General features: G+C 62.7%; 12 protein-coding genes. 6 read left to right on the top strand and 6 right to left on the bottom strand.

Annotated elements, in window-relative coordinates:
• The first annotated feature begins 139 nt into the window (after positions 1-139).
• Positions 140-1,840, top strand: coding sequence for a bifunctional diguanylate cyclase/phosphodiesterase (locus HNO86_RS16215; protein ID WP_175377954.1), 1,701 nt, complete (start codon positions 140-142; stop codon positions 1,838-1,840).
• Positions 1,841-1,853: 13 nt separating this feature from the next.
• Here the strand turns inward: HNO86_RS16215 and HNO86_RS16220 are convergent, their stop codons facing one another.
• Positions 1,854-2,594 carry an ABC transporter substrate-binding protein gene (locus HNO86_RS16220; RefSeq protein WP_175377955.1) on the bottom strand — a complete coding sequence of 247 codons (741 nt, stop codon included), beginning with the start codon at positions 2,592-2,594 and terminating at the stop codon, positions 1,854-1,856.
• Between the two features lie 133 nt (positions 2,595-2,727).
• Here HNO86_RS16220 and dnaX point away from each other — a divergent pair, with 133 nt between their 5' ends.
• From dnaX to HNO86_RS16245, 5 genes are all read left to right on the top strand, one after another.
• Positions 2,728-4,821, top strand: a complete 2,094-nt coding sequence (gene dnaX, locus HNO86_RS16225; RefSeq protein ID WP_175377956.1) for a DNA polymerase III subunit gamma/tau — start codon at positions 2,728-2,730, stop codon at positions 4,819-4,821.
• A gap of 66 nt (positions 4,822-4,887) precedes the next feature.
• A complete protein-coding gene (locus HNO86_RS16230; protein ID WP_175377957.1) occupies positions 4,888-5,226 on the top strand; it encodes a YbaB/EbfC family nucleoid-associated protein in 339 nt (112 codons plus the stop codon).
• Between the two features lie 254 nt (positions 5,227-5,480).
• Positions 5,481-6,515, top strand: coding sequence for an NADP-dependent oxidoreductase (locus HNO86_RS16235; RefSeq protein WP_175377958.1), 1,035 nt, complete (start codon positions 5,481-5,483; stop codon positions 6,513-6,515).
• A 74-nt stretch (positions 6,516-6,589) separates the two neighbouring features.
• Positions 6,590-7,192 (top strand): recombination mediator RecR, encoded by a 603-nt coding sequence (gene recR / locus HNO86_RS16240; protein WP_175377959.1) that lies wholly within the window; start codon positions 6,590-6,592, stop codon positions 7,190-7,192.
• A gap of 160 nt (positions 7,193-7,352) precedes the next feature.
• Positions 7,353-8,501, top strand: coding sequence for an acyl-CoA dehydrogenase family protein (locus HNO86_RS16245; RefSeq protein ID WP_175377960.1), 1,149 nt, complete (start codon positions 7,353-7,355; stop codon positions 8,499-8,501).
• 127 nt (positions 8,502-8,628) lie between these two features.
• On the opposite strand, the gene HNO86_RS16250 is transcribed toward HNO86_RS16245, so the two are convergent.
• The 5 genes from HNO86_RS16250 to ccoS form a co-directional block, all read right to left on the bottom strand.
• A complete protein-coding gene (locus HNO86_RS16250; RefSeq protein WP_175377961.1) occupies positions 8,629-9,177 on the bottom strand; it encodes an adenine phosphoribosyltransferase in 549 nt (182 codons plus the stop codon).
• An 82-nt stretch (positions 9,178-9,259) separates the two neighbouring features.
• On the bottom strand, positions 9,260-9,994 hold the full coding sequence (gene fnr / locus HNO86_RS16255) for a fumarate/nitrate reduction transcriptional regulator Fnr (protein ID WP_110967175.1): 735 nt from the start codon (positions 9,992-9,994) through the stop codon (positions 9,260-9,262).
• Between the two features lie 93 nt (positions 9,995-10,087).
• Entirely contained in the window at positions 10,088-11,470 is a 1,383-nt protein-coding gene (hemN, locus tag HNO86_RS16260) for an oxygen-independent coproporphyrinogen III oxidase (protein ID WP_175378039.1), read from the bottom strand.
• Positions 11,471-11,717: 247 nt separating this feature from the next.
• The gene (locus tag HNO86_RS16265) at positions 11,718-12,401 is read right to left on the bottom strand and encodes a sulfite exporter TauE/SafE family protein (RefSeq protein WP_175377962.1); all 684 of its coding nucleotides are present in this window, start codon (positions 12,399-12,401) and stop codon (positions 11,718-11,720) included.
• A complete protein-coding gene (gene ccoS, locus HNO86_RS16270) occupies positions 12,394-12,612 on the bottom strand; it encodes a cbb3-type cytochrome oxidase assembly protein CcoS (RefSeq protein WP_175377963.1) in 219 nt (72 codons plus the stop codon). The genes HNO86_RS16265 and ccoS overlap by 8 nt, the downstream gene beginning before the upstream one ends.
• Between the last annotated feature and the right edge of the window lie 6 nt (positions 12,613-12,618).

Here is a 12,618-nt window from a genome sequence, read left to right on the forward strand (position 1 = left end):
GTTAATGGCCTGTTCCCGGAAGTTCGAAAAACAAATAGAAGCCAACATGGCGTTCGCTTAACCGCGTTTCGAGAGTCTCTGGGCAGCCTGCTGCCTCACAGGCTTGCACCGCCAATGTCAGCGACAGCGAGTCTGACTCATGGATGAGAAGTACCGCAGGGCCGTGGATGCCGCCGCGATTTTTTCCGAGACCGATCCCACCGGCCGGATTACCCACGTCAATGATCAATTCTGTGCAGTCTCCGGCTACAGCCGCGAAGAGCTGCTTGGGCAAAACCATCGTCTGCTCAATTCCGGCACGCACTCGGCTGAGTTTTTCTCCGGCATGTGGCGCACCATCGCTTCAGGCAATGTCTGGAAGGGTGAAATCTGCAACCGCGCGAAAGACGGCAGCCTGTATTGGGTAGAGAGCACCGTGGTGCCCGTGCTCGACAAGGCCACGGGGCGTGTCGAGCGTTATCTGTCGATCCGTTTCGATATCAGCGAAAAGCGCGAGCTGCTCCACACCCTGCAATGGCGGGTAGGGCACGACGTGCTGACCGGCTTGCCCAACCGCGCATTCCTCTCGGATCTGCTGGACCAGGCTTTGGAGTTCTCCAGGGTCAAAGGCACTCCATTGGCGGTGTGCATGCTTGATCTTGACGGCTTCAAGGCGGTCAATGATGGCTATGGGCATGCCACGGGCGATCTCTTGTTGGTGGAGGTAGCCAAACGATTGCGTGGCATCCTGCGCGGCGAAGACGTGGTAGCGCGGCTGGCCGGTGACGAGTTCGTGCTGGTGCTGCGTCATGTGCGGGATCTGCCGGAACTGCACGCCGCGCTGGATCGGGTGCTGGAAGCGATATCGATGCCTTACTCACTGGCCGGCAAGGAAATGCATGTGTTCGCCAGCATCGGCGTCACTTTGTTCCCTCACGACAATGAAGACGCCGAAACCCTGCTGCGCCACGCCGATCAGGCGATGTACGTGGCCAAGCAGAGCGGTCGCAAGCGCTTTCATTTGTTCGATGTGTCCCGGGATCAGGAGGTCAAGGCCACCTACCAGACCGTGGAGCAGGTGCGCCAGGCATTGGCAGGCGACGAGTTGCATCTGCACTTTCAGCCCAAGATCAATATGCGCAGCGGCGAAGTCGTGGGGTTCGAGGCGCTGCTGCGTTGGGACCATCCGCAAAAGGGCACGGTGCCTGCCCGGGAGTTTCTGCCGCTGGTCGAGGAGACCGACCTGATCGTCGAGATCGGCGATTGGGTGATGAACCGGGTGCTGACGCAGCTGGATCAATGGCAGCAGGCCGGGCATGACTGGCCGGTGAGCGTGAACATCGCGGCGCGGCATTTTCAGCGCACGGACTTTGTCGAACGCCTGAAAACCGTGCTGGCGCGACACGCCGACGTCGACCCGCAGCGGCTGGATCTGGAAATCGTCGAGGCGGTCGCCATCGAGAACATCCAGCACGTCAGCGATTGCCTGCGGGCCTGTCAGGCGCTGGGGGTGCAGTTTTCGCTGGGGGATTTCGGCACGGGATACTCGTCCCTGAGCTACCTCAAACGCCTGCCGACCCAGGCCATCAAGATCGACAAGTCCTTCGTGCGCGACATCCTGCATGACCGCGACGACCTTGCCCTGACCACCGCGGTGATCGGCCTGGCCCGGGCGTTCGGCCGGCAGGTGATTGCCGAAGGGCTGGAAAGTGCCGAGCACGGTGAATTGCTGCTGCGATTGGGCTGCGAAGTGGCCCAGGGTTACTTCATCGCCCAGCCGATGCCGCCTTCGGCAGTGCCGGACTGGGTGGCGGGGTTTGTCGCGCCATCGCAGTGGCGGCAGATGGATCAGGTTGTCTGAAACCCACAAGGTGCTACGGCTTGGCGCCGAAATACAACCTGATGATGTCATCAATCTCCCCGGACATTTTCATCCGCACCAACGTGCGCAGGATCCGTTGCGCCGGCACATCCGGATCATTGCGCACGAAGCAGCCCAGGCTTTGCTCCTGCAGCACCGCCACGCTGCGCAGTTGTCTATCCGGCAGCAATCGCTGATTGAACCAGTCCAGCGTCCATTGATTACTGACGGCGTATTGATTGCGGCCGGCCAGGAGTTTTTCCAGCACCAGTTCCTGATTGCGGGCGTCGTCCCGTAGCAGCTGATTGGCGTCGAACAGCGGTTGCAGGGTCGGGTAGCTATAGCCGAGCACGGTGCCGATGGTCTGGCGTGGCAGGCTTGCCGGGATCACCTCAGTGGGTGGGACGGGGCGGCTGACCAGCAGGTCGGGCTGGGTCCAGAGCGGGACGCTCCAGAGATAGTTGTCGGGCAGGTTCGGCAGCCAGGATTGGGCGACGTAGCAGCGAACATCGATCTCGTTGTGTTCCATGGCAATCTGCACCCGGCTGCGGGGCAACACATGAAACTCCGCGGGCGCGCCGACCTGGGTCGCGAGGCTGAGCATCACGTCGTACAGGATGCCCTGGGTCGGTCGGCCATGGTCCAGTTGCACCAGCGGCATTGCCCAACTGTCGGACACGGCAAAGCGCAGCGGCGTCTCGGCAGCGAATACGTTCAGGCTGATCGACAGCAGTGCCCCCATGGCCAGCCGCATAAACGCTCCGCTATTTTTGATAAAAAGCTCCCGAAATGCAGCTTATCCAGTTTAGACGAGTACACCGGATGCAATTTTGCCCTTGCTCCGCTAGCATTAGCCGCTTCCGCTTCTATCGCCGCGATGGTTTTCGATGAGTTATCAGGTTCTTGCACGTAAATGGCGTCCGCGCTCGTTCCGCGAAATGGTCGGCCAGACCCATGTGCTCAAGGCTCTGATCAATGCCTTGGACAGCCAGCGCCTGCACCACGCCTACCTGTTCACCGGTACGCGTGGGGTCGGCAAGACCACCATTGCGCGAATCATCGCCAAATGCCTGAACTGCGAAACCGGTATCACTTCCTCGCCTTGCGGCGAGTGTTCGGTGTGCCGCGAGATCGATGAGGGCCGCTTCGTCGACCTGATCGAGATCGACGCCGCGAGCCGCACCAAGGTCGAGGACACCCGCGAACTGCTCGACAACGTGCAATACGCCCCGAGCCGTGGGCGCTTCAAGGTCTACCTGATCGACGAAGTGCACATGCTCTCCAGCCATTCCTTCAATGCGCTGCTCAAAACCCTCGAAGAACCGCCACCCTACGTCAAGTTCATCCTGGCCACCACTGATCCGCAGAAACTTCCTGCAACGATTCTGTCGCGGTGCCTGCAGTTCTCCCTGAAAAACATGACTCCCGAGCGTGTGGTCGAGCATTTGACCCACGTGCTGGGCGTGGAAAACGTGCCGTTCGAAGACGATGCACTGTGGCTGCTGGGCCGCGCCGCCGACGGTTCGATGCGTGATGCCATGAGCCTGACCGACCAGGCGATCGCCTTCGGTGAAGGCAAGGTCCTGGCCGCCGATGTGCGGGCGATGCTCGGCACCCTCGATCACGGCCAGGTCTATGACGTCCTGCACGCGCTGATCGAAGGCGATGCCAAGGCACTGCTCGAAGCGGTGCGCCATTTGGCCGAACAAGGCCCGGACTGGAACGGCGTGCTCTCGGAAATTCTCAACGTGCTGCACCGTGTCGCCATCGCCCAGGCCCTGCCTGAAGGCGTCGACAACGGTCACGGCGATCGTGACCGGGTGCTGGCGCTGGCCCAGGCTCTGCCGGCCGAAGACGTGCAGTTCTACTACCAGATGGGCCTGATCGGCCGTCGCGACCTGCCTCTGGCGCCGGACCCGCGGGGCGGCTTCGAAATGGTGCTGCTACGGATGCTCGCCTTCCGGCCTGCCGACGCCGCTGACGCCCCAAGGCAAGCGCTAAAGCCAGTGGGGATCAGCCAGGCCACAGTTGATTCCGCGAAAGCAGTGGCTGCCGCGCCGGTTGCTGCACCGGTAGTCGCTGCGGCAGTGGCGCCGGTCGCTGCGCCGCCGGTGGCGGCTCCAGCGCCTGTTCCGAAACCTGAGCCTGAACCCGTTGCACCGGTGGTGGCGCCCGAACCTGTGGTCGAAGCGACGGTCGCCGAAGAGGTGATTGACCTGCCGTGGAATGATCCGGTCGAGCCAGAACCGGAGCCAGAAGCAGCCCAGCAACCCGCCGTTGAGCCGCTGCTGGACACCGTCAGCGAGCAACCCGAGTTGCCGCCGGTGATGGCGCCGACGCCTGACAGCGTGGTCCCGGACGCACCGGAGTGGGCCGCCGCGCCGATCCCGGAGCCGACCGTCGCCGAAGTCGATGCCGCCACGCCGGGCATGGACCTGGACGACGAGCCGCCGCTGGACGAGGACTACATCGAGCCGGACATGGATTCGGTCTACAGCTACCTCGATGAGCTGGCCAGCGAACATGCCGCCGAACCTGCGCCCGAGCCTGAACCCGAGCCCGCCGCCGCGCCGGCCACCGGTCTGGCCTTGCAATGGCTGGAGCTGTTCCCGAAATTGCCGATTTCCGGCATGACCGGCAGCATCGCCGCCAACTGCACGCTGATCGCGGTGGATGGCGACAACTGGCTGCTGCACCTGGACCCGGCCCACAGCGCGCTGTTCAACGCCACGCAGCAGCGTCGTCTGAACGATGCGCTGAACCAGTTTCACGGGCGTACCCTGACGCTGACCATGGAGCTGATCAAGCCCGAGCAGGAAACCCCGGCCCAGGCGGCGTCGCGCCGGCGTGCAGACCGCCAGCGCGAGGCCGAGAAATCGATCCACGGTGATCCGTTCATCCAGCAAATGATGCAGCAGTTCGGTGCGGTGATCCGTAACGATACTATTGAACCTGTCGAAGCCCTGGTCAGTCAGGGCTAATAACTGAAGGCGTCCGGCCGATAGCGCCGGGCGACGTTTAAATCCGGTACTTTTGAGGTGATTCCCATGATGAAAGGTGGCATGGCCGGCCTGATGAAGCAGGCGCAGCAGATGCAGGAAAAAATGGCCAAGATGCAGGAAGAACTGGCCAACGCCGAAGTCACCGGCCGCGCCGGTGGCGATATGGTCACCCTGGTGATGACCGGTCGTCATGACGTGAAAAGCATCAGCATCGACCCGAGCCTGGTCGAAGGCCTGAGCGAAGACGACAAGGAAATGCTGGAAGCCGTCATCGCCGCCGCCTTCAACGACGCCGTGCGCAAGATCGAAGCCAACAGCCAGGAGAAAATGGGCAGCATGACCGCCGGCATGCAACTGCCACCGGGCATGAAGCTGCCATTCTGATTCGCCGTCGGGCGTCGGATGAGCTACAAAAAATGCCAGGCATTGCGCCTGGCATTTTTGTTTTTGGCCAATGCATGTGGCGCCTTCCTTCGCGGGCAAGCCTCGCTCCTGCAGGCCCGAGGTGAACCCTGTAGGAGTGAGGCTTGCCCGCGAAGAACGCGACTCGGTACAACGGAAAAACATCGAACGCCATCGCGCAACCAAAGGTCTGCTTTCCTGTACCCCCGAACCCATCGATCAAAGGAGACGCTGCCATGTCCGACCCCATGACCCTCAACCAACGCATCGTCCTGGCCTCGCGCCCCGTTGGCGCGCCGACGCCGGAGAACTTTCGCCTGGAGCGGGTCGCGCTCCCCGAGCTGGCCGACGGCGAGGTGCTGCTCAAGACCCTCTACCTGTCCCTGGACCCCTACATGCGCGGGCGCATGAGCGATGCGCCGTCCTACGCGGCGCCTGTGGAAATCGGTGCGGTGATGACCGGCGGCGCGGTCAGCCGGGTCGAGCAGTCGCGCAATCCGAAGTTCCAGGAAGGTGATCTGGTGGTGGGCGCCACGGGCTGGCAAAGCCACAGCATCAATGATGGCCGCGGCATCATGCCGATCCCTTCGGGCCTGCCGAGCCCCTCCATGGCCCTCGGCGTACTGGGCATGCCCGGCATGACCGCCTACATGGGCCTGATGGACATCGGTCAGCCCAAGTCCGGCGAAACCCTGGTGGTCGCGGCCGCCTCTGGCGCCGTGGGCTCGGTGGTCGGGCAGGTGGCGAAGATCAAGGGCCTGCGTGCGGTGGGCGTGGCCGGTGGCGCCGACAAATGCCGCTACGTGGTGGAGGAGCTGGGCTTCGACGCCTGCATCGACCACAAGAGCCCGGACTTTGCCGATCAGCTGGCCAAGGCCTGCCCTCAGGGCATCGACATCTATTACGAGAACGTCGGCGGCAAGGTGTTCGATGCGGTGGTGCCGTTGCTCAATCCCAAGGCGCGTATTCCCCTGTGCGGCCTGATTTCCTCCTACAACGCGACCGAGGCGCCCAGCGGACCGGATCGCCTGCCGCAGTTGCAGCGCACGCTGCTGACCAAGCGTGTGCGTATTCAGGGCTTCATCGTGTTCGACGACTACGGTGACCGTCAGTCCGAGTTCGGCAGCGCCATGGCGCCCTGGGTGCGTGCGGGCAAGGTGAAATTCCGCGAAGATGTGGTCGATGGCCTGGAAAACGCACCTCAGGCGTTCATCGGTCTGCTGGAGGGACGCAACTTCGGCAAGCTGGTGATTCGCGTCGCCCAGGGCTGATGGCCCTGGCCATTTGACGCTAACCGGAGGCGCGGGTATAAACCGCGTCTCGTTGTTTTGTCGGATGTTTCCCCATGAGCTTCAGCCCTTTGATTCGCCAACTGATCGATGCCCTGCGCGTGCTGCCGGGCGTGGGTCAGAAAACCGCCCAGCGCATGGCGTTGCAGTTGCTCGAGCGTGATCGCAGCGGCGGCGCGCGCCTGGCCCAGGCCATGAGCCAGGCCATGGAAGGGGTCGGCCACTGCCGTCTGTGCCGCACGCTGACAGAAGACGACCTGTGCCCGCAGTGCGCCGACACCCGGCGCGACGACACGCTGCTGTGCGTGGTGGAAGGGCCGATGGATGTCTATGCGGTGGAGCAGACCGGTTTCCGCGGTCGCTACTTCGTGCTCAAGGGGCACCTGTCACCCCTCGATGGCCTGGGGCCGGAAGCCATCGGTATCCCGCAATTGATGGCGCGGATCGAGGAAGCGGGGACCTTCACCGAAGTGATCCTCGCCACCAACCCCACCGTCGAAGGCGAAGCCACGGCGCACTACATCGCCCAGCTGCTGAGCAGCAAAGGCCTGATCGCCTCGCGCATCGCCCACGGCGTGCCGCTGGGGGGCGAGCTGGAGCTGGTCGATGGCGGGACCCTGGCGCATTCGTTTGCCGGGCGTAAGCCTATTTCCCTGTAAAAAAGCAAAAGATCGCAGCCTTCGGCAGCTCCTGCAGGTAAACGCCAATACCCGTGCAGGAGCTGCCGAAGGCTGCGATCTTTTGATCTTGCTTCTTATTGGTTGAAAACCAAGCAAGCGCTCGGTTAACGTCGGCGAACCCCTCCCGTGGAGTTCGCCGATGCCTGCCTTTGCCGACTACTTCGACCCCAGTCACCAACTGATCCGCGACAGCGTCCGGCGTTTCGTCGAACGCGAGATTCTGCCGGGCATCGACCAGTGGGAAGAAGCCGAAAGCTTCCCCCGCGAGCTCTATCTCAAGGCCGGGGCGGCGGGAATTCTGGGCATTGGTTACCCGGAACGCTTCGGCGGCAGCCATGAAGGCGATCTGTTCGCCAAGGTCGCCGCCAGCGAAGAACTGATGCGCTGCGGCTCCGGCGGTCTGGTGGCCGGGCTCGGCTCGCTGGACATCGGCCTGCCGCCGATCCTCAAATGGGCCAGGCCCGAAGTCCGTGACCGGGTGGTGCCGCAGGTGCTGTCCGGCGAGAAAATCAGCGCCCTGGCCGTCACCGAACCCGGCGGCGGCTCCGACGTGGCCAACCTGCAGACCCGCGCCGTGCGCGACGGCGATGTCTACCGGGTCAACGGCAGCAAAACCTTCATCACCAGCGGCGTACGCGCCGATTTCTACACGGTCGCGGTGCGCACCGGCGAACCCGGTTTCGCCGGCATCAGCCTGTTGCTGATCGAGAAGGGTACGCCCGGCTTCACTGTGGGCCGGCAGCTGAAAAAGATGGGTTGGTGGGCTTCGGACACCGCCGAACTGTTCTTCGATGATTGCCAGGTGCCCGTGGGCAATCTGATCGGCGGCGAGAACATGGGATTCGCCTGCATCATGGGCAACTTCCAGAGCGAACGCCTGGCGCTGGCCCTGATGGCCAACATGACCGCGCAACTTGCGCTGGAAGAAAGCCTGAAATGGGCTCGGGAGCGTGAGGCGTTCGGCAAGCCCATCGGCAAGTTCCAGGTGATCAAGCACCGCCTCGCGGAAATGGCCACGGCGCTGGAGGTCTCAAGGGAATTCACTTATCGGCAGGCGGCGAAAATGGCCGTGGGGCAGAGCGTGATCAAGGAGATTTCCATGGCCAAGAACGTGGCTACCGATACGGCTGACCGGATCACCCATGAGGCAGTGCAGATCCTCGGTGGCCTGGGTTACATGCGCGAGAGTCTGGTGGAGCGGCTGTATCGGGATAACCGGATACTGTCGATTGGCGGGGGGACGCGGGAAGTGATGAACGAGATCATCAGCAAGCAGATGGGGCTTTGAAATCCAGGGTGATGCGACTGACGCCTTCGCGGGCAAGCCTCGCTCCTACAGGTGGGGCGGTGTTCAATACACCATCGAAACCTGTAGGAGCGAGGCTTGCCCGCGAAGACTTGCTGATAGGCGCCGCTTACTTCTCGGACAGCATAAACTGCGTCAGACAGAACGTCGGAATCCCCAGATCCACCAGCCGCTGAGACCCACCCAGCTCGGGCAGATCAATGATCGCCGCCGCTTCATGCACCCGCGCACCCATCCGGCGAATCAGGTTCGCCGCCGCGATCAGGGTCCCGCCAGTGGCGATCAGGTCATCGAACATCACCACCGAATCACCTTCGCACAGGCTGTCGGCGTGCACTTCCAGGAAGGCTTCGCCGTATTCGGTCGCGTAGCCCTCGGCCAGCACGTCGGCTGGCAGCTTGCCCTGCTTGCGGAACAGCACCAGCGGTTTGTTCAGCTGATAGGCCAGTACCGAGCCGATCAGAAAACCGCGAGCGTCCATGGCACCGATGTGGGTGAAATCGGCCTCGACATAACGATGGGCGAAGCTGTCCATCACCACGCGCATGGCGGTGGGCGACTGGAACAGTGGGGTGATGTCGCGAAAGATCACGCCCGGCTTGGGAAAGTCGATCACGGGGCGGATGAGGGATTTGATGTCGAAGGAGTCGAAGACCATCGTCGTGGTGTCCTGGCAGGGCTGCAAAACGGCGCATTATAACGGCGGCTGAACCGTTTCGCTCAGCCGCAAATCGGCTCGATCAACCTTCGACCGAACCACCGGCCAAGGCGCACAGCTGGATGGGGTCGAGGATGCGAATTTCCTTGCCTTCGGCGGCGATCAGCTCGTTCTGCTGGAAGCGCGTGAACACCCGCGACACAGTTTCCACCGCCAGCCCCAGGTAATTGCCGATTTCGTTGCGCGACATGCTCAGGCGGAACTGGTTGGCCGAGAAACCCCGGGCGCGGAACCGTGCCGACAGGTTGACCAGAAAGGTGGCGATGCGCTCGTCGGCGGTCTTTTTCGACAGCAGCAACATCATCTGTTGATCGTCGCGAATCTCGCGGCTCATCACCCGCATCAACTGACGGCGCAGTTGCGGCAGTTGCAGGGCCAGTTCGTCGAGACGTTCGAAGGGGATTTCACACACCGAGGTGGTTTCCAGGGCCTGTGCCGACACCGGATGCTTTTCGGTGTCCATGCCCGACAGGCCCACCAGTTCGCTCGGCAGGTGGAAACCGGTGAGTTGCTCTTCGCCGGCATCGCTCAGGTTGAAGGTTTTCAACGCGCCGGAACGCACGGCGTAAACAGAATCGAAGGTGTCACCCTGGCGGAACAGAAACTCGCCTTTCTTCAGTGGACGGCCGCGCTTGACGATTTCGTCCAGTGCATCCATGTCTTCCAGATTCAGCGACAGTGGCAGGCACAGCGGGGCCAGGCTGCAGTCCTTGCAGTGAGCCTGATTATGAGTGCGCAGTTTTACTGGCTCGGACATTTCTTCAATCCTTGTGGGAAAACACACATAGGCTGTAAGGGTAACTCAGCGCAGGACGTTGAAGCCAGCGCATGGCGGATTTGACGCAGTCCGTCAGATCACCCGGGAAAAGCGTTGCTGGCTGTGTTGCTGCAAATAGGCATCAAACACCATGCACACCGAACGCACCAACAAACGCCCGGCGGGCAACACCTTGATACTTTCGCGATCCAGTTCGATCAGCCCGTCCTTGGCCATTTGCTGCAATTGCGGCCAAAGTTCGCCGAAATAGCCCTGGAAATCGATATTGAAGGCCTGTTCGATCTCGGCGAATACCAGGTGGAAATGGCAGATCAGCTGTTGAATCACCGCACGCCGCAGACGGTCGTCGGCGTCGCACAACAGGCCACGGCTGGTGGCCAGTTGCGCCGAGGCCAGGCTGCTCTGGTACTGGGTCAGGTCGCTGCTGTTCTGGCAGTACAGATCGCCGATCTGGCTGATCGCCGACACGCCAAGCCCGATCAGATCGCAATGGCCGTGGGTGGTGTAGCCCTGGAAGTTGCGTTGCAGGGTCGATTCTTCCTGGGCAATCGCCAGTTCGTCGTCAGGCAGGGCGAAGTGATCCATGCCGATGTAGCGGTAGCCGGCCGCGGTCAGCTGATCGATGGTGCGCTGCAGCATCTCCAGTTTCTGCGCAGGCGTCGGCAGGTCATTGCCGTTGATGCGCCGCTGCGGCATGAAGCGTTCCGGCAAGTGGGCGTAGTTGAACACCGAGAGCCGGTCCGGCTGCAGGTGGATGACTTCTTCGACGGTGCGGGCGAAGTTGTCCGGAGTCTGCTTCGGCAGGCCGTAGATCAGGTCGATGTTGATCGAACGGAATTGCAGGGTGCGGGCGGCATCGATCACCGCGCGAGTCTGCTCCAGGGTTTGCAGCCGATTGACCGCGCGCTGCACTGCAGGGTCGAGGTCCTGCACGCCGATGCTCACGCGGTTGAAGCCCAGTTCACGGAGCAGGCCCATGGTCGACCAGTCGGCTTCACGGGGATCGATTTCGATGCCGTAGTCGCCGGAATCGTCGTCGAGCAGGTTGAAGTGCTCGCGCAGGTGCGCCATCAGCTGACGCAGTTCGTCATGGCTGAGGAAGGTCGGTGTGCCGCCGCCGAAATGCAGTTGCTCGACCTTCTGCTGCGGATCGAGGTGGCAGGCGATGAGCTGGATTTCCTGTTCCAGGCGCTGCAGGTAGGGCAGGGCGCGGCCACGGTCCTTGGTGATGACCTTGTTGCAAGCGCAGTAGTAGCAAATGTTCGCGCAGAACGGCACGTGCACGTACAGCGACAGCGGGCGCAAGGCCTTGCGGCTTTCGCGCAGGGCGTGGAACAGGTCGAAGCTGCCGACCTGGGCGTTGAATTGCACCGCGGTCGGATAAGAGGTGTAGCGCGGACCCGCCAGGTCATAACGGCGGATCAGATCGGTATCCCAACGAATGGTGTCGAGCAGCATGCGGGCATCCCCCGGAATCGGCTGGCGGTGCTGGCCAGTCTAGGGGGTGGGGCATTTGGGGATCTTGATTTGCGTCAACGGCGAACGCGGTTCTGTAGCCGCTGCCGAAGGCTGCGTGCGGCGGCGAAGCCGTCGCAAAACCTGTGTCTGCCATCTTCCGGAATTACGTGCATTTCGAATTTGCGAGGACTGCGTCCTCGGACGCAGCCTTCGGCGGCTGCTACAGGGCTGCGATCTTTTGCTTCTAGTGCCCCATCAACCAATGCTGATGCGGCCCCGGCAAGGTCCAGATGCCGAACAGGATCACCAGCAAACCGCCTGTCATACGCACGCTGCGTTTGCGCAACAACGCCGTCACCCGTTCTGCCGCCAGCCCCGTGGCGAGCAGCACTGGCCAGGTGCCGAGGCCGAACGCCAGCATCAGCAGCGCACTGTCCAGCGCATTGCCCTGGCTGGCCGACCACAGCAGGGTGCTGTAGACAAGGCCGCACGGCAGCCAGCCCCAGAGCGCGCCCAGCAGCAGCGCGCGGGGGAAGCTCGACACCGGCAGCAGCTTGTTCGCCACGGGCTGAATGTGTCGCCACAGGCCGCGGCCGAGGCTTTCGATGCGGGTCAGGCCGCTCCACCAGCCGGCCAGGTACAGGCCCATGGCAATCAGCAACAGCCCGGCGAGCACGCGCATGAACATGGCCGCCGGACTGTTGGCCACCGCCCAGCCGGCCAGGCCGATCAGCAGGCCGGCGAGGGCATAGCTGAGGATGCGTCCCAGGTTATAGGCCAGCAGCAGGCGAAAGCGGCGACTGCGTTGCTCCTTGGGGATCGCCAGGGTCAGCGCGCCCATCAAGCCGCCGCACATGCCCAGGCAATGACCGCCACCGAGCAGACCGAGAATCACCGCAGACACCAGCAGGGGCGCCAGTTCAAGCATGGGGCGGCGCCTTGTCGTCGGGTTTGGCCGGCTGGCCGCTGGCCTCGTCGACGGCTGCGGTGTGGTTGGGGTCCTGGTCGTCGAACAGGATGCTGTGGGCCGGACCGTCGAGGTCGTCGTACTGACCGCTGTCGACCGCCCAGAAGAAAATGTAGATAGCGATGGCCACGATCAGCAGTGCGGCCGGGATCATCACGTAGAGAGCTGGCATCTGGAC

The sequence above is a fragment of the Pseudomonas sp. C1C7 genome (assembly GCF_013359595.1).
GTDB lineage: Bacteria > Pseudomonadota > Gammaproteobacteria > Pseudomonadales > Pseudomonadaceae > Aquipseudomonas.